This window comes from Arthrobacter psychrochitiniphilus, assembly GCF_003185915.1.
Lineage (GTDB): Bacteria > Actinomycetota > Actinomycetes > Actinomycetales > Micrococcaceae > Specibacter > Specibacter psychrochitiniphilus.
In genome coordinates this window covers 288503-311099 of sequence record NZ_QHLZ01000005.1, presented here as the reverse complement: position 1 = coordinate 311099, position 22597 = coordinate 288503, and the positions used below count along the sequence as shown (strand labels likewise).

The 22597-nt window shown below is 59.1% G+C and carries 21 protein-coding genes and 1 tRNA gene; 9 read left to right on the top strand and 13 right to left on the bottom strand.

Annotated features, from left to right (window positions below; genetic code table 11):
• Positions 1 to 245: 245 nt before the first annotated feature.
• The 4 genes from CVS29_RS10195 to CVS29_RS10180 all read right to left on the bottom strand — a co-directional run bounded on the left by CVS29_RS10195 (position 246) and on the right by CVS29_RS10180 (position 3249).
• On the bottom strand, positions 246 to 1163 hold the full coding sequence (locus CVS29_RS10195) for a DUF6578 domain-containing protein (protein WP_110106189.1): 918 nt from the start codon (positions 1161 to 1163) through the stop codon (positions 246 to 248).
• 92 nt (positions 1164 to 1255) lie between these two features.
• Complete coding sequence (locus tag CVS29_RS10190) at positions 1256 to 2233, bottom strand: zinc-binding dehydrogenase (RefSeq protein WP_110106188.1); 978 nt, start codon at positions 2231 to 2233, stop codon at positions 1256 to 1258.
• Between the two features lie 102 nt (positions 2234 to 2335).
• Positions 2336 to 2758: an organic hydroperoxide resistance protein gene (locus CVS29_RS10185; RefSeq protein WP_110106187.1), complete on the bottom strand. Its 423-nt coding sequence runs from the start codon at positions 2756 to 2758 to the stop codon at positions 2336 to 2338.
• Positions 2755 to 3249: a MarR family winged helix-turn-helix transcriptional regulator gene (locus tag CVS29_RS10180; RefSeq protein ID WP_245932166.1), complete on the bottom strand. Its 495-nt coding sequence runs from the start codon at positions 3247 to 3249 to the stop codon at positions 2755 to 2757. Before CVS29_RS10180 ends, CVS29_RS10185 begins: the two co-directional genes overlap by 4 nt.
• Before the next feature lie 828 nt (positions 3250 to 4077).
• On the opposite strand from CVS29_RS10180, the gene CVS29_RS10170 reads away from it, so the two are divergent.
• From CVS29_RS10170 to CVS29_RS10160, 3 genes are all read left to right on the top strand, one after another.
• Entirely contained in the window at positions 4078 to 4548 is a 471-nt protein-coding gene (locus CVS29_RS10170) for a pyridoxamine 5'-phosphate oxidase family protein (RefSeq protein WP_110106185.1), read from the top strand.
• A gap of 58 nt (positions 4549 to 4606) precedes the next feature.
• Positions 4607 to 5248 (top strand): NADPH-dependent F420 reductase, encoded by a 642-nt coding sequence (locus tag CVS29_RS10165; protein ID WP_110106254.1) that lies wholly within the window; start codon positions 4607 to 4609, stop codon positions 5246 to 5248.
• 264 nt (positions 5249 to 5512) lie between these two features.
• Positions 5513 to 6211: a response regulator gene (locus CVS29_RS10160; RefSeq protein ID WP_110106184.1), complete on the top strand. Its 699-nt coding sequence runs from the start codon at positions 5513 to 5515 to the stop codon at positions 6209 to 6211.
• Here CVS29_RS10160 and CVS29_RS10155 read toward each other — a convergent pair.
• Positions 6205 to 7926, bottom strand: a complete 1722-nt coding sequence (locus CVS29_RS10155) for a GAF domain-containing sensor histidine kinase (protein WP_110106183.1) — start codon at positions 7924 to 7926, stop codon at positions 6205 to 6207. The two genes, CVS29_RS10160 and CVS29_RS10155, sit on opposite strands and share 7 nt — an antisense overlap.
• Positions 7927 to 8101: 175 nt before the next feature.
• On the opposite strand from CVS29_RS10155, the gene CVS29_RS10150 reads away from it, so the two are divergent.
• Both CVS29_RS10150 and CVS29_RS10145 read left to right on the top strand, forming a co-directional pair.
• The gene (locus CVS29_RS10150; protein WP_110106182.1) at positions 8102 to 8527 is read left to right on the top strand and encodes a pyridoxamine 5'-phosphate oxidase family protein; all 426 of its coding nucleotides are present in this window, start codon (positions 8102 to 8104) and stop codon (positions 8525 to 8527) included.
• Between the two features lie 39 nt (positions 8528 to 8566).
• Complete coding sequence (locus tag CVS29_RS10145) at positions 8567 to 9637, top strand: zinc-dependent alcohol dehydrogenase family protein (RefSeq protein WP_110106181.1); 1071 nt, start codon at positions 8567 to 8569, stop codon at positions 9635 to 9637.
• On the opposite strand, the gene CVS29_RS10140 is transcribed toward CVS29_RS10145, so the two are convergent.
• The 4 genes from CVS29_RS10140 to CVS29_RS10130 all read right to left on the bottom strand — a co-directional run bounded on the left by CVS29_RS10140 (position 9612) and on the right by CVS29_RS10130 (position 11581).
• Positions 9612 to 10076: a universal stress protein gene (locus CVS29_RS10140; RefSeq protein ID WP_146213033.1), complete on the bottom strand. Its 465-nt coding sequence runs from the start codon at positions 10074 to 10076 to the stop codon at positions 9612 to 9614. The genes CVS29_RS10145 and CVS29_RS10140 overlap by 26 nt on opposite strands.
• Positions 10077 to 10144: 68 nt before the next feature.
• On the bottom strand, positions 10145 to 10669 hold the full coding sequence (locus CVS29_RS18880) for an SPFH domain-containing protein (RefSeq protein WP_245932165.1): 525 nt from the start codon (positions 10667 to 10669) through the stop codon (positions 10145 to 10147).
• 31 nt (positions 10670 to 10700) lie between these two features.
• Positions 10701 to 10844, bottom strand: coding sequence for a hypothetical protein (locus CVS29_RS18875; protein WP_245932164.1), 144 nt, complete (start codon positions 10842 to 10844; stop codon positions 10701 to 10703).
• Positions 10845 to 11074: 230 nt separating this feature from the next.
• Positions 11075 to 11581: a universal stress protein gene (locus CVS29_RS10130; protein ID WP_110106179.1), complete on the bottom strand. Its 507-nt coding sequence runs from the start codon at positions 11579 to 11581 to the stop codon at positions 11075 to 11077.
• Between the two features lie 205 nt (positions 11582 to 11786).
• Here CVS29_RS10130 and CVS29_RS18870 point away from each other — a divergent pair, with 205 nt between their 5' ends.
• Genes CVS29_RS18870 through CVS29_RS10120 form a run of 3 tightly spaced genes read left to right on the top strand, consistent with a single transcriptional unit; the run spans position 11787 to position 13137 of the window.
• Positions 11787 to 12089: a phosphoketolase family protein gene (locus CVS29_RS18870; RefSeq protein ID WP_245932163.1), complete on the top strand. Its 303-nt coding sequence runs from the start codon at positions 11787 to 11789 to the stop codon at positions 12087 to 12089.
• Entirely contained in the window at positions 12089 to 12685 is a 597-nt protein-coding gene (locus tag CVS29_RS10125; protein ID WP_245932162.1) for a phosphoketolase family protein, read from the top strand. Before CVS29_RS18870 ends, CVS29_RS10125 begins: the two co-directional genes overlap by 1 nt.
• Positions 12682 to 13137 (top strand): universal stress protein, encoded by a 456-nt coding sequence (locus CVS29_RS10120; RefSeq protein WP_110106178.1) that lies wholly within the window; start codon positions 12682 to 12684, stop codon positions 13135 to 13137. The genes CVS29_RS10125 and CVS29_RS10120 overlap by 4 nt, the downstream gene beginning before the upstream one ends.
• 163 nt (positions 13138 to 13300) lie before the next feature.
• On the opposite strand, the gene CVS29_RS10115 is transcribed toward CVS29_RS10120, so the two are convergent.
• A tRNA-Leu gene (locus tag CVS29_RS10115) sits at positions 13301 to 13381 on the bottom strand.
• A 180-nt stretch (positions 13382 to 13561) separates the two neighbouring features.
• On the opposite strand from CVS29_RS10115, the gene CVS29_RS10110 reads away from it, so the two are divergent.
• Positions 13562 to 14164, top strand: coding sequence for an ANTAR domain-containing response regulator (locus tag CVS29_RS10110; RefSeq protein ID WP_110106177.1), 603 nt, complete (start codon positions 13562 to 13564; stop codon positions 14162 to 14164).
• Positions 14165 to 14304: 140 nt separating this feature from the next.
• Here the strand turns inward: CVS29_RS10110 and pyk are convergent, their stop codons facing one another.
• The 3 genes from pyk to gltB form a co-directional block, all read right to left on the bottom strand.
• Positions 14305 to 15789, bottom strand: coding sequence for a pyruvate kinase (pyk, locus tag CVS29_RS10105; RefSeq protein WP_110106176.1), 1485 nt, complete (start codon positions 15787 to 15789; stop codon positions 14305 to 14307).
• 69 nt (positions 15790 to 15858) lie between these two features.
• On the bottom strand, positions 15859 to 17325 hold the full coding sequence (locus tag CVS29_RS10100) for a glutamate synthase subunit beta (protein ID WP_110106175.1): 1467 nt from the start codon (positions 17323 to 17325) through the stop codon (positions 15859 to 15861).
• Positions 17318 to 21877 carry a glutamate synthase large subunit gene (gene gltB / locus CVS29_RS10095; protein WP_245932177.1) on the bottom strand — a complete coding sequence of 1520 codons (4560 nt, stop codon included), beginning with the start codon at positions 21875 to 21877 and terminating at the stop codon, positions 17318 to 17320. The genes CVS29_RS10100 and gltB overlap by 8 nt, the downstream gene beginning before the upstream one ends.
• Positions 21878 to 22597 lie beyond the last annotated feature (720 nt).

Sequence of the window (22597 nt, the reverse complement as noted above, 5' to 3'; positions counted from 1 at the left end):
CGGCAGAACCGCTTTATTCCTCAGGCCGCTTCCGGATCCCTCCAGCGAAGATGAGCACGGCCCAGCCACCGAACTTGGGGTCGAAGCCGGCGCGGGCGGCGGTGCCTTCTTGCCACAACCGCTCGGCCTCGCTGAAGGCGGCCCGGCGAGCTGCCTTTTATTCGTTGACGGCATGGCTCGCCAGTCCACCGGAGTTGCCCCATTCCCTATTTGCCAGGAGCCGAGAATTTTTGAGAGGAAGTGTGTCAGCGCTCCCACTTCTGGTAGCGGTGTTCCCCTCGTTGCACGCGTTCCCAGAGCATGCCAACAACGGCAAAGACTCCATTTCCAGAATCGAAGGGTTCGAACTCTGTTTTCACTGACCAGAGATGCCCATCTGTTCCCTGAAACTCTGTTGCGAGATATTGGGCCTTGCCCTCGCCAGGCCTGACGTGTTCTGCCACCCGTCCTTGCGCAGCAGCAAGAAGGAACTCTCCCACAGAATCGGCATCAGCGGCCGTGGCCGGTAGCAGCCAGGTTCCATCGCCAACGGTAACCAGTATCCCGTCGTCGTTCGCGCTGCTGCGCGCCCAGCGAATGGCCGTGGCCTCCGTGTTGTGAGGCTCCGCGGTAACCGCTGACCTATTGGCTTCGCGAGTTATGCGGGCAACTGTGCCGTAGCTGTTCTGGGCATGATCGGCGAGAGCTTCCAGCACCACACCAACTCCGTCATGCATGCGTGCGTGGTTGAGTTCCTCAGCTATGGCCTCGAACTCAATCTGCCGCAGTGTTTCCTCCGGGGCATAGGGAGGCAGTTCGGCATCCTCAGCCACCTCAAAGACCACGCTGTACTGCTCAAAATCAGGCTCAGCAGGCTCGCCTACAGAAGAAATGGCACAGTCTTGTGGATGCTCGGTGTCCGGGGTGAAAGACCGTGGCTCCCCCGTGATGGGCAGGCTTGGATAGTTGATGCCCGTGATGGCAACAACCACACCTGTTACATCCCACTGAGGTACGTCTTCTGGGGTCTGTTCATGATGCTCCTCCTGGAACCGAGGAAGAGCATCCGCGTGCTTCTGCGCTGGATCCTCGGCCTGGAGCTTCCATGTCATGGGAGAACCTACCTGAAAAGGGGCCCCACAACAGCCTTGCTCCCACCCGGTGATGATCACTTCAATCTGCATAAACCCACCCTAGCGGGCACCAGTGCTGCGCCACAGAGCAACACCTCACCGCAGAAAAACTTCGAGCTCATGCAGACCAAAGCTTCATAGTGTTAGGGGTGCAGCATGACTTTGCCGGTGCGGCCAGGTGTGAAGTTTGCCTTGGCTGCAGTTTTGGCCTCGTCGAAGGAGTAGCTCGCTTCCACGGGAAGTGTCAGCACGCCACTGCTGATGTACCCGACCAGTTCACCTAACAGCGCACCGCGCTGTGGGGCAGGCATGGACGTGCTGACCTTGCTTCCCCAGAATCCGCGAACAGTTGCCTGTTTGAAAATGACATCTCCGGAGCCGATCTCCATGATGGGAGAGGCCATGGCGCCGAACACAACCAACGTGGCGTTCTCTGCCAGGAGCGAGAGGACTTCCCCGCTGGCACGTCCACCAACGGAATCAATACCAACTCCAAGGTGTGCATCGCCTGCGATGGCCCGCACTTGCCCGGGCCATTGGTCAGTGTCTGTGGCAACGATGTTGTTGATTCCCTGTGCGGCAAGCTCGGCAATGCCAGCACTGCGCCGGACAAGACCAATAACGTTGATCCCGCGGGCCTGGGCGAGTTGCGCTAGGAGGCGCCCCACGGTCCCATTGGCGGCGTTCTGCACAAACCAGTCGCCCGTGTTCAGCTTTAGGGAGTCTAGAAGGCTGATAGCGCTGAAGGGCATTGACACTAGTTGTGCAGCCACCTCGTCGGAAATACTGTCATCCACAGGAATGAGTGCCGCAGCCTGTGCGATGAATTGCTCGGCCCACACCCCAAAGGTGCCACCGGTGGCAACGCGTTGGCCAACCTTCAGCTCCGTGACCCCAGCCCCGATGGAGTCAATGACACCTACGGCTTCGGACCCGGCGCGCGCGGGAAGTTCAGGCTTAAAGCCGTAGGTGCCGCGAATCGTCCATAGATCGTGGTTATGGATGGGGGATAGGAGCAGCCGGACCCGGACTTCGCCGTCGCCGGGTTCTGGGACGGGGACGTTCTCAACGGTGAGGACTTCCGAGGGATCGCCGAACGTAGTGTGCATTAGGGCGCGCATGATTCTCTCAATCGTGATTCTGTGTTGCTCCCGAGGAAGCGGTGATTTTTGATGGGTTGCTCTCCACGGTGATGTGAAGTGCAGCGTTGAAGTGTTGAAGGACTAGTCGTCAACGACGGTAACGGTGACCTCGATGTTGCCCCGGGTCGCATTGGAGTAGGGGCATACTTGGTGGGCGGCATCCACCAACGCTTGGGCGCTGTCCCGGTCAATCTCGGGGATTACAACCTCCAGCTCGACGGCGAGAACAAAGCCGCCCTCGCCATTGGGAAGAAGCTTCACGCGGCTCCCTACGGAGGTGTCTGAGATAGCAACTTTCTGGGTGCGTGCCACCATCTGCAAGGCCGAGTGGAAACATGCCGCATATCCGGCAGCGAACAGCTCTTCAGGGTTTGCGCCCTTTCCAGATCCGCCCATTTCCTTAGGGAGAGCCAAGTCCAGTTCCACCGTTCCGGAAGTTGTCCTGACGCGACCATTTCGGCCTGCGCCGGTGGAGAGGGCTTCAGCTGTGTAGAGGGGGTTCATTGCGTGGACCTTTCAGTGGGGTTCTCTCCAAGGGCGAGTGCGCTGGAGAGGCGTTGAGTCAGATCATGAAGTAGTGAAAGTGCAGCTTGTCCGTCAGCCTGAGTCAGGTGAATGGACTGGGCAATACAGCCTGGAATATGGGCCAGCTCTTCCCTCAGGCCGAGTCCAGAGTCAGTCAAGGACACAATGACAGCGCGTTCATCCGCAGCTGACCGCTCGCGCCTGAGAAGGCCGCGGGCTTCGAGTCTTTTAATCAGTGGAGATGCGGTGCCGGAGTCAAGCATGAGATGCTCGGCAACTTCCTTGACGGACAATGAACGGCGCGTCCACAGCAGGACTAAGACCAAGTACTGCGGGTAGGTCAGGCCCCAAGGCGCTAAAAGGGCAATGTAGCGGCGGTTGGTGGCTCGCGCTGCTGCGTACAGTGCGAAGCACACCATGCGGTCCAGAGGTTCAGAACTTGGCTCCATTGATTCTTCACTCTCACTCATATCTACAGTCTTGCACGCTAAAAGCTTGTGCACAAGTTACTTGTGCACAAGCTAAAATCGGGGCGGGTCATTTAGCAGAAGGTCCGCCCTTGCCTAAAGTCCAGTTCAACTCGTTCCAGTCATTGCGTTCCTAGCCTTATCAATCACCGCCAGGACGAGACTGCTGCAGCGGGGCTCATCAATAGACCACGGCAATCTTCTCTGGCTCCCGGAGTGCACTGACACAGTAGAAATCGCCGCTTCGGAGTCCTGAAGCGGCCGGTGAAGCACGGGTGCGTCCTGATCCTGGATCGTCCGCAGTTTGACCTGGGGGCGCTCGACTCTCGACTTATGCGTGAAGATCGTGGTCATGCGGCTTGTTTGTCCGAGCTGCCAGCGCTTTGACCGTTTGCGGGTCCCCGGAGGGCCAGCAGTAACTAACCCGTCCGAGGACACCACCCAGCCAGCATGCTCCGGTAGGTGCTAAATGGGGTCTAGCCGGCGCTAGGTCTGGGTACCGAGCTCCCCGATAAGATACGACCTTTGATTGACGGTCTGGACAACGGTGTCGAAGTCCACTTGTATTCAGAGCAGTTGGCTCCGCTGACGGCCCGGGCTGAATAAATCGGTAACCGACTGGTTGCCGGCTTGGACGTTCCGCCGCACATCGGGCAGCCGCTTGTTCCGCTCAGGACTTTGGCCTAGAACAAAGCGCAGCCCGCATACCGATGTCCAGGGAGGACCATAAACCTTTCCACTCCACGTTTCCGCAGTGCAATTTGAGCATCGCCACCGCTGCGGGTCTTTAGACTCTAGTGCCACCGGCGCCGTCCGTTTAGGCTCGATTCCATGATGAACAAACCAGCTGCCGCCCACACGGAGGAACTACCCGTTCATGAGTGCTGGGCCCTACTTCGCGGAGTATCCGTGGGGCGTCTGGCCGTCTGGGTCACTGACCACCCAGATATTTTTCCCATCAACTTCACCGTTGACCATGGCACCATTGTCTTTCGCACCGGCGAAGGAACAAAGCTTGCCGCAGCCCAGCGTGATACGCCTGTAGCCCTTGAGGCCGACGGCGTCGACCCCGCCAGCGGCGTTGCGTGGAGTGTTGTTGTGAAAGGCAATGCCGCGCTCATCAGTTCGACCCAGGATGTGTTGGATAGCTACTCTCTTATGCTCTTTCCCTGGCACTCCGGGCACAAGAATGCCTTTGTCCGCATTGTTCCAACTTTAGTCACAGGCCGTAAATTCAAGGTGATCGATCCAGCGCAGTGGTGGACCCCCCAAGCGAATGCCACCCACGCCTCAGCCGAATGAGAACCACCACATCAAGATTCACCTACACACGCATCTCCTTCTGAAAGACAGCAAAGCCATGGAACAAATAACCATCATTGGTAGCGGCAATATGGCCAGGTCCATCGCTGTACGGATGATCAGTGCCAGGCACTCCGTGCAGATTCTGGGACGCAACGGGGAAAAGACCCGCGAGCTCGTCGAGTTTCTCGGAGCCGGGGCTCAGGGTGGCGGGGAAGGCGCCGTCGTCGAAGGCGGCATCGTTTTCCTCGCTGTACCGTTTGCTGAGGCCAAGAAATCGGTGATCTTCTACGGTGATGCCCTGGCAGGACGTGTAGTGGTGGATATTTGCAACCCCGTTGACTTGGCCACCTTCGACAGCCTAGTGACCCCCGTGGGAACCTCAGCCGCCGAAGAAATCGCTCTTCACACCACTGCCGATGCGTTCGTGGTCAAGGCATTCAACACCTGTTTCGCGAAGCCGCTGGAGTTGGGATCGGTGGCCAGAGTGCCACTGGATGTCTTCATTGCTGGTGACTCGGAACAGGCCAAGCTCAAGGTCAGCTCCGTTGTTGCCGCGTCGGGGTTGCGGCCCATCGATGTTGGGCCGCTTCGCCGGGCGCGCGACCTGGAGGCCATGATGCTGTTGGTCATGGCCCTGCAAGTCAGCCCCGCCCATGAGAACTTCAACTGGGACACGTCCTTGAACCTCCTCCCCTAAAAGTTCCTAACTGCCTAGGCATCACATATCGCAGCCCTAGCAGGGATCGCTGAGGTAAGGGCAGGTTGCTGGCCTGCCAGGAAGGTCAGCAACTGGCGGATCTGGACACACAGAACTCGGGCTGATCCCCTATGACTTTGTGCCCTTGTTGGACCTTGGTGGGTAAGAAAGACTGGCAATACTGATACAAACGAAGGAAGACTACTTCAACGCCTCAACAGAACCCTCAGTGGGAACCATCATCACGAACGGAGAATGAGGACCATGGATCGGCCAATTGATCCTGATCGACTGACCTCGCGCGAGCCTGTAGCTCCCATAACGGTCTTCATTCTCGACGACCATGAACTCGTCCGGCGGGGATTGAAGGAACTCCTGGAGGGCGAGGGTTTCAGGGTCATTGGTTCTACCGGTTCGGCTCAGGAGGCCACCCGTCACATTCCGGCATTGCATCCGGACGTTTCCGTGTTGGATGCCCGCCTGCCCGATGGTACGGGCATAGAAGTCTGCCGTGACGTACGGTCCGTTGATCCAACGCTGCGATGCCTTATTCTCACCAGTTACGACGACGAACAGGCGCTGCGTGGTGCTGTTCTTGCCGGCGCAGCTGGCTACGTGTTGAAGGAAATTGACGGCACAGACTTACTCACCTCCCTTCACCGGACCGCCAAAGGCGAATCACTCTTTAGCCCCGAGGTGATGGCGAAAGTGATCCAGGGACTGGCCGAACCAGAACGCATGGATCCACGAATCTCGGCCTTGACCCCGCAGGAAGCCCGCGTCCTGCAGTTCATTGGGCATGGCTTAACCAACCGGGATATTGGCCGCGAAATGTTTCTCGCCGAAAAGACGATCAAGAACTACGTCTCATCGCTGCTGGCCAAGCTGGGATTTGAACGACGCACCCAGGCGGCGGTATTCATTACCGACACGCGGTGGAAGAGCACTCCAGAACATCATTGAGGACCTGCCACAGGTACGCACCACCTGAGGCGGGTTCCCCTTCCGTTTGTACTACCAATCTCAAATGTCCCGTTGAGTATTTTGGCCCGTTGTTCCATGTTGGAAAGCCCGCTTCGTTGACCCGGGACTCCCAACCCCACGCCGTCGTCGTCAATAGTGATGGTCACCGTCTCCCCCACAACATCAACGGAAACTTCGATGGCGCCGGCATCGGAATGGCGCACCGCGTTGCTCAATCCTTCGGACAAGACTGCCAAAAGGTGTTTGGCCGTCTCCTCGGAAATCGCAGAGTCGATGGGGCCAGCCAGATTCAACCGCGGCGCGAAGGCCAGCGGCCTGGCAGCATTGCGAACGGCCCGCAGGATCAAATCGCTGAGCAGCTCCGTTTCACCGGCACTGACCCTCAGTGAATAAATAGTGTTGCGCAGGTCACGAATGGTCTCATCAAGCTCGGTTGTGACGGCCCTGATCCTCTTCGAGGCCGTCTTGTCCGTGATGAACCGCTGCAGACTCTGGACGCTGAGCCCAGCGGCAAAAAGCCTCTGAATGACGACGTCGTGCAAGTCTCTGGCGATTCGGTCCCGGTCGGTGAAAACCATGAGCTGTTCACGCAACCTGTGCGTCCGGGCCAGTTCCAAGGCCAACGCAACATGGGATCCAAACACGGCGCTCATTTCCATTTCGATCCGGGAATAGCTGGCTGAACCCTGGCTCCGCGCGAAGATCAAAAGACCCTGATTTGTTCCCTGCGGGCCCAACGCTATGACCATTATTGGCCCAAAGCCAGTCCCGTCCGCTTCGCCTAGCAGATCAGTGGCATCTTCAAACTCCGTCGGGATACCTGACTGCAACACTTCTGCGATTGCCGGGGAGTCCAACGCCAACGTGCGCCCGACCAGCAGCGGTGCACGTTCCCCGACGGCCGCTGCGACATAAAGCTCAGGTCCGTTCTCCGCAGATACCACAATCATGGTCAGGGCGGAGTCCGATTCCGCCATAGCGGACTCCGCGATCATGTCCAGACTACTCTCGGTGATGTTCCGTTCGTCATCCATCATTCGGCCCGTGACGTACATACACGCTTCCAGCCAACGAGAACGGCGCCTGGCATCCTCAAACAAACGGGCATTTTCAATGGCAACCCCGGCCGCGGCCGCCAAGGCTACAGCCAATTCCTCATCCTCGACCGTAAAGTCTTCGGCGCCTGCCTTCTCAGTCAAGTACAGGTTGCCAAAGACCTTCCCCCGGACACGTACGGGGACACCCAAAAAAGTCACCATGGGCGGATGGTTGTCAGGGAAGCCAACGGAGGCCGGGTGAGCATTCAAATCATGCAGGCGTAACGGGCGCGGGTCACTGGTTAACAGGCCCAGGACTCCGTGCCCAGTGGGCAAGGAACCAATCTTGCAAATCAGATCCTCATCAATACCAACGGTAATGAAGTGGCTCAATGACTGGTCTTCACCGATGACTCCCAGCGCGGCATAGCGGGCGTTCAAGAGCGTGCAGGCCGATTTCACCACCCTCTCTAAAACTGCATCAAGGCTGAGGTCTTCGGCCACTGAAACGACAGCCGCTAACAAGCCCCTCATTCGTTCCTGCGTTGAGAGCAGTTCGCCCGCTCGATCAACAAATTCCCTGAGCAGATCCTCAATCCTTGTGCCTGTTGCAGTCGGCAGCAATGGCTCAGCCGAATCCACGTTAAATTCTTCCATAGACCCACCTTCGATCGGCCATCGGTATTCGGGCACTGGCCCACCTCATTTGGGCCACTATCGACAGACTACGCTGGTTGGCCGAAGTTCGGCTCTCAAGTATGGCCACCCAGCCCACGCCGTTGGGGGCTTTGTGCCCTACAGCCCCCGGCACTAGACCCTTAGAGTCGGTTCTATGACGATGAAATCAAATCCGGCAGTGACTACCCCCGATTCCCCGGCCGTTGTCATTGAAGCTCACGCGGAAATCTTTCCGGTCAACTACGCGGTGAACAACGGCTCGGTCATTTTTCGCACCGCCGAAGGAGCCAAATTCCTTGCCGTAACTTCCAACTCCCAGGTGGCCTTTGAAATTGATGGCTACGAGGCGACAACAGAGCAAGCCTGGAGCGTGGTCCTGTGCGGCATCGGCCAAGAGCTCCACTACGACTCCGGGCTCGCCGAACCCACAGTCCCGCCCCTTCAACCGTGGCAGGGCGGCAACAAGGAACACGTGGTGCGCATCAACACAGTGACGCTCAATGGGCGGCGGTTTCCCGTCCCCAGGGCCGACATTTGGACTACACCACTGGCCGATACACGACGCTCAACCTTTGAGTAGTCACGTGTCCGAATACCACCCCCAACGCAAGGACAAACAATGAAAGCGCTCGTCTACGACGGTCCAGGACAGATCAGTTGGACCGATGTCCCTAATCCGGCAATACTTCATCCGTCCGACGCCATTGTGCGCGTCGATACAACCACCATTTGCGGCACTGACCTGCATATCCTCAAGGGGGACGTTCCTGCCGTGCACAATGGGCGCATTCTTGGCCATGAGGGGGTCGGGACGGTTATCGAACTGGGCCAGACGGTCAGCAACTTTACCGTCGGCGACCGCGTCATCATCTCGTGCATCAAGTCATGTGGGCATTGCACCAACTGCAGAATCGGCCTGTACTCCCACTGCCTTGGAGATGAAGGTGAGTCCGGCATTGGCTGGATCTTCGGCCACCTCATTGACGGGACCCAGGCAGAGTATGTCAGGGTCCCGTATGCGGACAACTCGCTGTACAAATTGCCAGAGAATGTCAGCGACGATCAAGGTGTCATGCTTTCGGACATACTCCCGACGGGCTTTGAAATTGGTGTCAAGGCCGGGCACGTCGCCCCGGGGGACGTCGTCGCCGTCATCGGGGCCGGCCCCGTAGGCCTGGCCGCGATTGCCACGGCCGGACTCTACGGAGCAGCGACGATCATAGCCATCGACCTGGATGAAAACCGCCTTGATCAGGCGCTCGTTTTCGGGGCCACTAACACAGTAGTTTCCGGCTCCCCGGGCTGGAAAGCCCAGGTACTCGCCCTAACCGACGGTGCCGGCGTCGACGTCTCCATTGAAGCCGTTGGCACCCCGCAAACCCTCACCATGGCCCTGGATCTGGTCCGGCCCGGCGGCCACGTGGCCAACGTCGGCGTCCACGGGCAGGCGGTCACCCTGAACATGGCGGAGCTGTGGATCAGAAATATCACCATCAGCATGGGCCTGGTCAACGCCAGCACCACCCCGATGCTGCTCAAACTCGTGGCCCAGGACAAGATCCCGGCCAGCAAACTGGCAACTCACCACTTCACCTTTGACCAGTTCCTTGAAGCGTACGACACGTTCTCCCGGGCGGCGGAAACCAAGGCCCTCAAAGTCATCCTCACCCGGCTGGTCGGGTCAGGATAGGGGGGCAGGGAACGTGCAAAGGCAGAACCTGTGTCACTGAGCCCATGATCGCGTGCTGCACCGCTCCCAGGCCGCGGCTTCCCACCACGAGTATCGCAGCCCCCTGCGATGCACCAGCCAGGGCCCTGGCTGGTGCATCCGCAGAGTCGAAGCGTTCGGAAACGCTCAGATGTATCTGGCGGGCTCGCAGGCAGGAGACGGTTGACTCCAGGATCATACGCCCCTCCATATCGTCCCGCGTGGCCATCCGGTCCGTTCCGACCACCACCATGGTGGCACTGGCTGACAACTCGACCAGCACAGGAACCGTCTCACCACTGACCAGCCTGGTCTGCACATGCACGGCTTGCGCAAGTTCCCGAGCCCTGCCTGCCTCACTCTCCAGGAGGCCGACAATGGCGTCGTGAACACTTCGGTACTCGGGATTCCCATGTGACACCAGATCCTCAGGGATCACATGAACCAGAAGCAGGCCAAGGTGGAGCCGCTCCGCCCGCCGCGCATAAATCAAAGAGTCCTAAAGTCCGTAGGAGTCTGCCTGGCCTGGTTCTCGAGGACGGCAGCAAGCGGGTCAACGAGGCCGCGGGGCATTCCCGTCGCGGCAACGCCAGGTGTCTTTACAGCTTTCGCCAATGCGGTCTCGCGGGCCATGAAAGCACCCAGTTCGCTGATGGCGCTCATCAGCGGGGCGGGGAATACAACAGTGGTGTTCTTGTCCACGCCCAACTCCACCAGCGTCTGGAGGTTCCTGAGCTGGAGCGCCAGCGGGTCTGCCATCATGGTGTCCGAGGCGTCAACGAGCGCGCCGCCGGCCAATGATTCGCCTTTGGCGGCAATGATTTCTGCCCGCCTTTCCGTCTCTACTTCCGTTTGGCGGGCCATGGCACGTTTCATGCTGTCAGGGAGCTGAATGTCCTTAAGCGCAGCCAGCGTCTCATCTAGGGTGTGTTGCCCAACGACTTTCCGCAAGGTGGTCTGGGCAATTTGGTCGATCACGGAGTACACGTTTTCAATGACAATCAGTAATTTCACGGCATCCTTTCGATCACGGGGATAGTCAGGGCTAGGCCGGGCTTTTTGACGTTTGTGACGCGGCCCAGGCGAAAAATAGGCCGATTTCATACTGATTGACTACATGGAGGGCAAGCGCTGCCACGAACAAGAGCAGTATGACGATGGCCAGAATGCTACCAACGAGGATGGTCATGGCGTTTCCTTAGAGAGCCGTCCACTCGTGGAATGACACGGGCGGACCGTGATCGACAAACCGGAGGGGTTGTCGCCGCGTAAGCGCTGATGCGAACTCACGGACAGCGAAACTTACGTTAGCTCAACCCTCCACTCAAGCCACTTTCCGCGGACTGTAGTTCACGAAGATCTTGCTCACCGCTCAGTCGGGCTGTGCGAGTACTTGCAATCTGTGTGAGGTCTGCCGGCTCAGCTGATACGGCCAGGCTCATCGACGTCCTCATGGATTTCGCCCACAGTCACCACCTCCGCAGCATCTTCCGCTCCATGAACCACCAACACCGGGCAACTTGCGTGTTCAGCACACGCCGAACTGACAGAGCCCAGCAACAAGCTGGCGAATCCCCCACGCCCACGGGAGCCGACAATGAGCATCTTGGCGGACTTTGCCTCATCGATGAGAACTTGTGCCGGACGGCCCCGGATTGCCTGTGCCTTCAATCCTGGAGGGAACTGATCCCCAAACGCTTGTGCCAGGGCGTCCGCCAGAACCTGCTGGGCGTCTGACTCGGGATTCCATTCAGACGGCGTATAGGGGCCAAAAGAGGTATCAAAGTGCCAGGCTGTGACGGCGGTGATGGTTGCCCCAAGTGTGCCCGCCAGCGTTTGTGCCCATCGCAGGGCCAGCCCAGACTCGGGTGAGCCATCGACACCAACCACAATGTGTGATCCCCCACGGGTTGTCTGGTCTTCCATGACTCGAACCATCTTTCGTTAGTTTTCGTGTGCGCTTCGAGCAGTTCAGCCTAGCTGCGCCTTCCCTCCATCTTTCACGGCCACTGACGTGCCCTGACAGAGTCTAAGGGCCCTAACGGTATGAATCCGTGCGTGCCAAGCTGAGAGTAACGGACATTGTTTGCCTGCGTCGGAACGACGGTCGACCCGGCACAAAATCAGCGAAATGAACACGGAGCCTGCCTTGAACAGCAACCTTGATGGAATCAACCACCAAACCCAACGAGGGTCCAGTCAAGCCGGATTGCCCGCAGAATTCTCCCTCTTGCACCGGTACTGGAATGCCGCCAGCTACCTGACTGCGGCGCAAATCTCTCTTCAGGACAATGCCGTGCTGCGCCTACCATTGGCGGCAGAGGACATCAAACATCGCTTGCTCGGGCACTGGGATACGAGCCCGGGGATTTTATTGATTTGCGTCCACCTCAACCGGCTAATTCGCAATACCGGGCCAGGATGCCCTTCGTAATGGGTCCCGGCCATGGCGGTCCCGCCGTCGTGGCCTGTGTTGTGGGGGACGGCGAAGCGGAGGCGGCTCCCTTGGAGGGCGCCTGGCAGGCCCCGGCGGTTGTCTCCGGCAACGATCCTGTCCTGGTCCACCCCGGGCTTCTTGCCACCTACGAGACGTCTGCCAGGGTGAGTGCTTCCATGACCATCCAACAAGAAAGTTGGCTGGAGCACGCCCGTGAACTTCCTTGGCGGAACCCCGTTCCCAGCCTGAACCAGGTGGTCGTGGACGAGCAAGAGCATCCGCGCGGTATCCCTGACGCCGACTTTGAATGGCTATTCACGCCAGACGGTGAGGTGATAGCGGCATTGCACGGCTACGGCCGCGCCTTCCATCAACTCCTGCACGGCCACCTGAACCTGATGAGTCCAGACCACCTTGCGTTGGAGGCCGTGGACCGGGTGGGCCTGCACTTTGACGAGGCACAGGAACAGGCGGGCCATTGCCAATCGATGTTCAAGAAGCACGGAAGTTGTATTCGGGAGCATCGGAAGGATCTACCGGAGATTCACGACTGGGTCTGGACGCCTCCAAAGAGCAAAGGGAATGAATCATGAACGGCAAACTGGTCCCGACAGCCATCGTGGTGGGGGTCGATGGATCCCAACCCTCCATTGCGGCACTGCAGGAAGCTGTCAGACTGTCCACCAGACTGGGCACACCCGTCCGCGCTCTGGTGTGCTGGACAATTCCCACTTCTTACCAACTTCCCTACTCTGTGGGCACCTTCGACTTCAAGGGGGCGGCACAGGGGATTCTGGACACTGCGATCGAGGCCGCATTTGGCATGGACTGGCCCGAAAACCTGACTACCGGACTGAAAATGGGGCCTCCCCGACAGAGCCTGATCGAGGCCAGTAAGGAGGCTTCACTGCTGGTTCTGGGCCGGCGTGGATTTGGCGGATTCACCGGCCTGCTGATGGGTTCGGTCAGTTCCGCCTGCGTTTCCCACGCCCACTGTCCCGTGCTCATTGTCCACGCCCCAAAGCCAGGACAGGACCATGCATGAACTGGGGGACATATCTGCAACACAATGATGCTGGCAAGGAAATACCGGCCTCAGCGAGGGCACTGCCCCCCATCTCCCATTCACCAGCGGAGCTACGCGGACAGCACCAGGCGGAAACAAGAATGACCCCCTGTCTCCAGGAGGTCATTCTTTGTATGAAATGTGCCCGAGGTGGGACTTGAACCCACACATCTTTCGATACTGCATTTTGAGTGCAGCGCGTCTGCCATTCCGCCACTCGGGCCTTCATTAACGTGCTGCAAGCAACACCGTTACGAACATCACGCCCCCGTTTGTGGAATCACTTCCGAACGAGTGCGCGCATCTACTCTACATGCATATAGGCTGTTTTGTGGAACTGAAGCCCCTTCGGGGGTAATTATTTGCAAAATGTGGTGTACCTCACCCTTTACAAGGAGTCTTTGTGTCTGAACAAGCGGAATCAACCCCCACCTCCCCCGCACGCCGCGTCATTGTTGCTGAGGATGAAACACTAATCCGCCTGGACATCATGGAAATTCTTCGAGGAGAGGGCTACGACGTTGTTGGCGAAGCGGACAACGGCGAGAAGGCCGTGGAGCTCGCCAAGGAACTCAAGCCGGACCTGGTCCTGATGGATGTCAAGATGCCCGTCATGGATGGCATCACGGCAGCTGAGATCATCGTCAAGGCTCGCATTGCCCCCGTGGTCTTGCTCACAGCCTTCAGCCAGAAGGAACTCGTGGAGCGTGCCCGCGACGCCGGCGCCATGGCCTACGTGGTCAAGCCCTTCACCCCCGCTGACCTCATCCCGGCACTGGAGATCGCGCTATCCCGCCACGAAGAGATCAAGGCGCTCGAGGAAGAAGTTTCCGATCTCCAGGAGCAGTTCGCCACCCGCAAGCTCGTAGAGCGCGCCAAGTCCCTACTGACCACCAAGATGGGCTTGAGCGAGCCCGAGGCTTTCCGCTGGATCCAGAAGACCTCCATGGACCGCCGCTTGAGCATGCGCGAAGTAGCCGAGACCATTATCAACCAGGTCAACTAGTCCCCACCGGCCCCCTCGCTTCGTTCCTCAGCCAGGGAACGTGCCGGCGTGGGGCCAGAATAGCTCACCGGCCCACAAAGCACTGAGGCGGCACCCACCAATCGGTGAGTGCCGCCGTCTCGTGCTTTGGTCAAGAAAGCTTAGCCAACGGGCCAGGGACCAATCTTTTCCTTGACTGCGCGAACGCCGCCGGTCTTTCCGATATCAGCTTGATCGCCAACCACGTGTGCCTTAACCAAGTTGGTGGAGCCAGCCTGTCCGGGAGGGGAACCGGCTGCAATAACAACCATGTCGCCTTCCTCAACCAAGCCCTTGGCCAACAGCGTGGTATCAACCTGCTCGGTCATGGCGTCAGTGTGAGCAACAGAGGGAACCAGCACGGGCTCAATACCCCAAGCAAGGGCCAGCTGGTTCCGAACACGCTCATCCGGAGTGAACGCGAAGACCTGCTTGGACGGGCGCAGGCGGGAGAGGCGGTGAGCGGAGTCACCCGACTGTGTGAACGTGGCAATGAACTTCGCGTCCAGCTGATCGGCGATCTGCACAGCTGCTGCGGTGATGACGCCGCCGCGGGTTCTGGGCTGAGAGCCGAGCTTGGGGATCAGCTTCATGCCGGCTTCTTCTTCAGCAGCTTCGATGATCCGGGCCATGACCTTGACGGTCTCGATCGGGAACTTACCAACGCTTGTCTCGCCGGAGAGCATGACTGCATCTGCACCGTCGAGCACAGCGTTTGCGCAGTCAGAAGCTTCTGCGCGGGTGGGGCGAGGGCTTTCGATCATGGATTCAAGCACCTGCGTGGCTACGATGACGGGCTTGGCCCAGCGGCGTGCCATTTCAACACACTTCTTCTGAACCAGCGGGACATCTTCCAAGGGAAGCTCCACACCCAAGTCCCCACGAGCAACCATGATGGCGTCAAACGCGTCAACAATTGCTTCCAAGTTCGCCACGGCCTGCGGCTTTTCGATCTTGGCAATCACCGGCACGCGGCGGCCTTCTTCGTCCATGATCTCGTGGACACGGCTGATATCAGCGGCGTCACGCACGAACGACAAAGCGACCAAGTCCACGCCGCACTCAAGTGCCCAGCGCAGATCGTCTTCATCTTTTTCGCTCAAGGCGGGGACGTTCACAGCAACACCGGGTAGGTTGATGCCCTTGTTGTTGGAGACCTTGCCCGGAACGGTAACAACGGTAACAACCTTGATGGAGTCAACCGCAGTTGCCTGAACGGAGACCTTGCCATCGTCGATCAGCATGATGTCGCCAACCTTGACGTCTTCAGTCAAAGACTTAAGCGTGGTGGAGCAGATATCTTTGGTGCCCGGAACGTCCTCGGTGGTGATGGTGAAAACATCGCCCACGGCCAGATCATAGCCCTCGCCATTGGCGAAACGGCCCAAACGGATTTTGGGGCCCTGCAAGTCAGCCATCACAGCTACGGGCTTGCCCAGTGCCTCAGCGGCCTTACGGACGTTGTTGTACGTATTTTGGTGCACGGTGTAATCGCCGTGGCTCATGTTCATGCGGGCTACGTTGACGCCCGCCTCCAGTACCGCAAGTGTGTTTTCATAGCTGGCGATTGCCGGCCCGAAAGTCGCAACAATTTTTGCGCGTCTCAATGTACCTACCTTGTGTGTGTTTTTCAGCAGAAATTTTTAGTGACTTGCCTCTAGCCTATCGTCTCGGCACTACACACTGATAGCCGAGTCACTGGGTGAGACAGGCGCAGGCAAAAAAGTCTCGCCCATCAAGTATTTATCCACTGCAGCCCCACAGGCCCGGCCCTCGGCAATGGCCCACACAATCAGTGATTGTCCGCGCCCGGCATCTCCGGCAGCAAACACGCCCTCGCACTGTGTCATGTAGTAGCCGTCCCTATCAATATTTGAGCGGGAGTCCAAACTGACCGTGATTTGCTGAACCAACTGCTCAGATTCAGGACCTGTGAATCCTAGGGAAAGGAGCACCAGATCTGCCGGGATAATCCGCTCCGTACCAGCCTTGGGCACACGGGCGCCATCACGGTACTCTGTCTCGGCAATTTTTAGCCCGCTCAGAACTCCGTTGTCGCCTAAAAATTCCACCGTGGACGCCAAGTATGTCCGCTCCCCACCTTCCTCGTGCGCACTGGCCACTTCAAAAAGGTTGGGAAACATGGGCCACGGATGGTGTGCAGAACGTTCCCGCGGAGGCTGCTGGCCAATAGCCAGCGTTGTCACTGAAGCGGCCACCTGGCGATGCGCCGTGCCCAAACAGTCGGCACCGGTGTCTCCACCGCCCAAGATGACCACATGCTTACCGCGGGCATCAATGAGCCCTGCCTCGCCGGTGCCGAACGTTTCAGCCGCAACTTTCTTGTTGGCCTGCACCAGATAGTCCATGGCGAAATGTACACCCGCCAGCTCACGGCCCGGAATAGGCAGATCACGCGGCACCGTGGCACCCGTGCAAACAATGACGGCGTCAACTCGGCGCCGCAGGTCCTGCCACCCAATGTCACGCCCAACCTCCACGCCCGTGCGGAAACGGGTTCCTTCCGCCTCCATCTGCACCACCCGGCGATCCACGCTCTCCTTCTCCAGCTTGAAATCAGGAATTCCGTAGCGCAGCAGCCCACCAATACGTTCCGCGCGCTCGTACACAACCACGGTGTGCCCGGTTCGGGTCAGCTGCTGGGCCGCAGCCAGCCCGGCAGGCCCGGAACCTACGACGGCGACTGTCTTGCCTGTGAGCCTGGTGGGCGGCAGCGGGTGGACCCAGTCCTGGTTGAAGGCCTCATCGATGATCGAGACCTCAACTTGTTTGATGGTCACGGCAGGCTGATTGATCCCCAGCACACAGGCACTTTCACAGGGAGCCGGGCACAGCCGGCCAGTGAACTCAGGAAAGTTGTTGGTGGAGTGCAGGCGCTCAATAGCATCCTGGCCTTTGTCCCGCCACGTGAGGTCATTCCATTCCGGAATCAGGTTTCCCAGGGGACAGCCCTGATGGCAGAACGGCACCCCACAGTCCATGCAACGTCCGGCCTGGGCCTTGAGTACGCCTTTTTCCTGAGCCTCATAGACTTCTTTGAAGTCCATGAGACGCACGGGGACGGGGCGCCGCTTCTGGGTGATACGTTCGCGATTGTTCAAGAATCCATGTGGATCAGCCACGGGTAACCTCCAAAATTTTCGCCCAGACGGTTGCCCCATCCGGATCCTCACCCAGATCAGCTGCTGCCAACCGGGTTTGTAAAACTGCTGCATAGTCGCGGGGCAGGACCTTTGTCAGCCGCGCCAGGGTGGCCGGGAAATCGGCGAGGAGGGCTGAGGCAACTTCTGAACCGGTCTCTTCGGCGTGCCGGCGCAACAGTGAGCCGATCACGTCTGCATCAACGCTGTCCGGGCTCAAGAGCACCAGTTCCCCCGCTTCCAGCGCCGCCTTGTTCACTAACATCCTGTCCAAGTCCAAAACGTAAGCCGTGCCGCCGGACATGCCTGCACCAAAATTGCGTCCTGTGGCTCCCAAAATTAAGGCGGTGCCACCTGTCATGTATTCACACCCATGGTCCCCTATACCCTCAACCACAGCGGTTGCCCCGGAATTGCGGACTAGGAAGCGCTCCCCCACTAGTCCGCGGAGGAACATCTCCCCGCTGGTGGCACCGTAGCCAATGACGTTCCCGGCAATCACATTTTCCTCCGCGACGAACTTGCTTTCACGCTCAGGAGTCACCGTGATCCGGCCCCCTGAAAGTCCTTTGCCCACGTAATCGTTGGCATCGCCGAGCAAACGCAGCGTGATCCCTGCGGGCAGGAACGCGCCCAGTGACTGACCAGCTTGTCCCTTCAGCGTCACGTCAATCGTGTCCGGACCCAGGAGGTCAATACCAAACGTGCGGGTGACGTGATGGCCCAGCATGGTGCCAACCGAACGGTCCGTGTTGACAATAGGCAGACTGATTTTCACCGGGACACGCGCTGTGAGTGCATCCTGTGCCATGGTGATGAGCTGCTGGTCAAAGTGCTTCTCCAGCTCATGGTTTTGTTGGACCAGATTCCGCACGGGGGCATCCGGGCGAACTCCTGCATCGGAGAGGATGGGGCTCAGATCCAGCCCCGCTGTTTTCCAATGGCCCACGGCTGCACGCAAGTCCAGCACCTCGCTGTGACCAATGGCCTCCTCCAAAGTGCGGAAGCCTAGCGCGGCCAATGTCTCACGCACCTCCTGCGCCAGGAACTCGAAGAAGTTGACCACGAATTCTGGCTTTCCCGTGAACCTGCTGCGCAACTCGGGGTTCTGGGTGGCCACACCCACGGGGCAGGTATCCAGATGGCACACACGCATCATGACGCAGCCGGAAACTACCAGCGGTGCCGTGGCGAAGCCGTACTCCTCGGCCCCTAGCAGCGCGGCAATCACCACATCGCGGCCCGTCTTCAGCTGTCCATCCACCTGTACCACAACCCGTTCACGCAAACCGTTCAGACGCAGGGTTTGCTGAGTTTCGGCCAACCCCAGCTCCCATGGCATCCCCGCGTGTTTAAGCGAGTTCAGCGGGGAGGCGCCGGTTCCGCCGTCGTGCCCGGAAACCAGGACCACGTCGGCCTTGGCCTTGGTCACGCCGGCCGCTACGGTGCCAATTCCCATCTCAGAGACGAGCTTGACGTGGACCCTGGCGCTGGGGTTGGCTCGTTTGCAGTCATAGATCAGCTGGGCCAAGTCTTCGATCGAATAAATATCGTGATGCGGCGGCGGAGAGATGAGTCCCACCCCGGGTGTTGAGTGCCTGGTCTCGGCAATCCACGGGTATACTTTTTGGGCCATGAGCTGCCCGCCCTCACCAGGCTTGGCGCCTTGAGCCATTTTGATTTGGATGTCCGTGGCATTGCTCAGGTACAGGCTTGTCACACCAAAACGGCCCGAGGCAACTTGTTTGATGGCGCTGCGGCGTTCCGGATCGAGGAGCCGGTCAACATCTTCCCCGCCCTCCCCCGTATTTGATTTTGCACCCAACCGGTTCATGGCAATGGCCAGCGTCTGGTGCGCCTCTTGGGAGATGGAACCGTAGCTCATGGCTCCGGTGGAGAACCGCTTAACAATGCTGTGTACTGCTTCGACTTCCTCCAGCGGGATGGGTTGGCGGTCCTTGAAGGTGAGCAGGCCGCGGAAGGTGTTAAGTTCGCGGGCCTGATCGTTGATGCCGTCGCTGTACTTTTTGAAGATGTCATAGCGGCGTTCCCTGGTGGCATGCTGGAGCCGGAACACGGTGTCAGGGTTGAACAGGTGGGGTTCACCATCGCGGCGCCACTGATACTCGCCACCGCCCAGAAGCGGGCGGTGCGGCACGTCTACCCCATCAACAGGGTAGGCAAGGATGTGCCGGGCGCTGACCTCTGCGGCGATCACATCAAGGCCCACACCTCCCAGCTGGGATACAGTGCCGGTGAAGTAGTCACTGACGAGTTCATGCGATAGCCCTAAAGCTTCAAAAGTTTGTGCTCCGCAATAGGAAGACACGGTAGAGATGCCCATTTTTGACATGATCTTCAGGACGCCTTTACCCAATCCCTTGATCAGGTTGTACACAGCCTGCTCCGCCGTCACTACCGTCACATCACCGGTGCGTACCAATTCCTCCACCGATTCCATGGCCAGGTATGGATTGACTGCTGCCGCCCCGTAACCCACCAGAACAGCAACGTGGTGGACCTCGCGGACATCTCCCGCCTCAACCACCAGGGAGACTTTAGTGCGGTTGGCACTGCGCAACAAGTGGTGATGAACGGCGCTGAGCAATAGCAGTGACGGGATGGGTGCCCACGCGGCGGAAGAGTCCCTATCGGAGAGCACCACATACTGCACACCACGGTTGATGGCCCCGGAAACCTGCTCACAGATCTCGGTCAGCCGGGCACGCAAGGCACGCTCGCCGCCGTCGTGCTTGTACAAGCCACGCACCTTCATGGCAATCCGCGCCCCACCGGAACCATCCGCCCCAAGAGGGGTTTCCATATTGGCAATCTTGGCAAGTTCATCATTGTTGATCACAGGGAAGGTCAGGGAAAGCTGGGGCGCCGCCACTTTGTTGCGGGAGAGCAGATTCCCTTGCGGACCAATGGTGGTGTTCAAAGATGTGACGAGTTCTTCACGAATCGCGTCCAAGGGCGGGTTGGTCACCTGAGCGAACTGTTGAACAAAGTAGTCAAAGAGGAGCCTTGGCCGTTTGGAGAGCACCGCCACCGGAGTATCGGTCCCCATGGCACCGAGAGGTTCGGCACCCGTAGCGGCCATGGGCCCCAGCAGGATCTTCAGCTCTTCAGTGGTGTAGCCAAACGTGCGCTGGCGGTGCAGCACTGAGGCGGTGGTGTGAATGACATGCTCGCGATCCGGCAAGTCAGCCAGGCGCAAGGTGTTCTCCTTTGCCCATTGCTCATAGGGCTGGGCGGCTGCGGCCTGGGCCTTGATGCTGGCGTCACTGATGATCACACCCTTGTCAGTGTCCACCAGGAACATGGTGCCCGGCGCTACCCGGCCTTTGCTGGAGATAGTTTCCGGGGCAAGCTCGAGAACGCCAACCTCGGAGGCCAGCACAACCAGCCCGTCAGTGGTGGTCCAATAGCGGGCGGGGCGCAAACCATTGCGATCCAACGTGGCACCGACCAGGGTGCCGTCAGTGAAGGACACCGCGGCCGGCCCGTCCCACGGCTCCATCATGAGTGAGTGGTATTCGTAGAACGCCCTCCGGGCAGGGTCCATGGTGGCATGGTTTTCCCACGCTTCCGGAATCATCATCATGATGGCTTCGGTGATGGGCCGCCCAGCGAGCCACAGCAGTTCTGCCACTTCATCGAAGGAGGCAGAGTCCGAGGCGCCGGGGGTACAGATGGGAAATAACTCCTCCGGGGTGTCCCCCAGCAAGGGGTGTGCCAGGGTGGACTGCCGGGCGCGCATCCAGTTCCGGTTTCCCTTGACGGTATTGATTTCGCCATTGTGGGCGATGGTACGGAAAGGCTGCGCCAACGGCCACGACGGGAAGGTGTTGGTGGAGAACCGTGAATGAACTACCGCAAGCTTGCTGGCGAAACGCTCGTCGGAGAGGTCCGGGTAGAAAGGCTCCAACTGGGCCGTGGTGACCATGCCTTTGTAGACCATGGTTTTGGATGATAGCGAAGGGAAGTACACGCCAAATTTCTGTTGCGCTCGCTTGCGCAGGCGGTAGGCCAAACCATCCAGTTCATTGGCTTCGGTGATTGCCAGCGGCTGCTGCGGTTCGGTGGCCAGTGTCAGGAAGAGTTGACTGAAATAAGGCATGCAGGCCAGGGCGCTAGCGCCCACCAAACTTGCCACCACGGGCACATCCCGCCAACCCAGAACTCTCAGGCCTTCACGAGCGGCAAGGGACTCTAAGCCCTCCCGTGCGGCGGCTAGCTCCTGGGGGTCTGTTGGGAGAAAGGCGGTTCCCACCGCGTAGTTACCCTGCGCGGGAAGCTGGAAATCCGTCACATCCCGGAAGAACGCATCCGGGATCTGGGTCAAAATGCCGGCGCCGTCGCCCGTGCCTTCATCAGCCCCGACCGCGCCACGGTGTTCTAAGTTCCGCAGTGCGATCAGTGCTTTTTGCACAATATGGTGTCCGGGAGTGCCTCGCAGGGTAGCAACAACGGCCAGCCCACACGCGTCCTTCTCATGCTCGGGGTTGTACAGCCCCGCCTTTTCCGGCATGGTGGCAAATCGAGTAAACGGCGAGAGCGCTGCAGGCTGCTGTATCTGGTCAGGCAGGGTCTGGTGATGCTGGCTCACTTGCTGCTGCGCCGCGCGCCGCTGAACCGCTTGCCGAGGGGAACTGCCTTTTTGTTGCTTGGTCACCATGTGGAGGTCCTTCCCCAGGTATGAGCGTTGATGTGGGACAACACTTGATGCGGGACGACGCTGGCCCATGCGCCGGAAGACTAATCCCTCTGGCGGTCCTGCCGTAGCGATCCCTGCGTGGCTTAAGCCCCGGCGATACACCCCCGAGGGGTACCGGAGCGCTAAGCACCGATCTGTTTACGCATGAATTCGTGATTCCTTAGTGCATTTGCACTGAGGAAGGCAGATCCATTGTTCAGGCGTTCCATGCAGCGGCTTTCACTATATAGCCGTGCAGAAGGTGAGAATATGCAATTCTCAAATAACAAGACATTCAGCACGATCAGTAATATTTCTGCGGGTGTGTACTGCTTAGTGGCATCGACTCACTGCACCCAGAGGCCTCTGGTGCGCAGTGGGCTGGCGGGTTAGTGGGTTGGTGGGTCGGCCGGTTGGTGGGTGGCAGCGGCAGATCACGGGCTCAGAGAGCGGATGCCAGAAGAAGCCACTGGGATACCCGGATCTTCACGCTTTGGGGCCACTCATTGGTTGGGGTGCACGAAAAAGGCGGCTCCGGTATTCCGGAACCGCCTT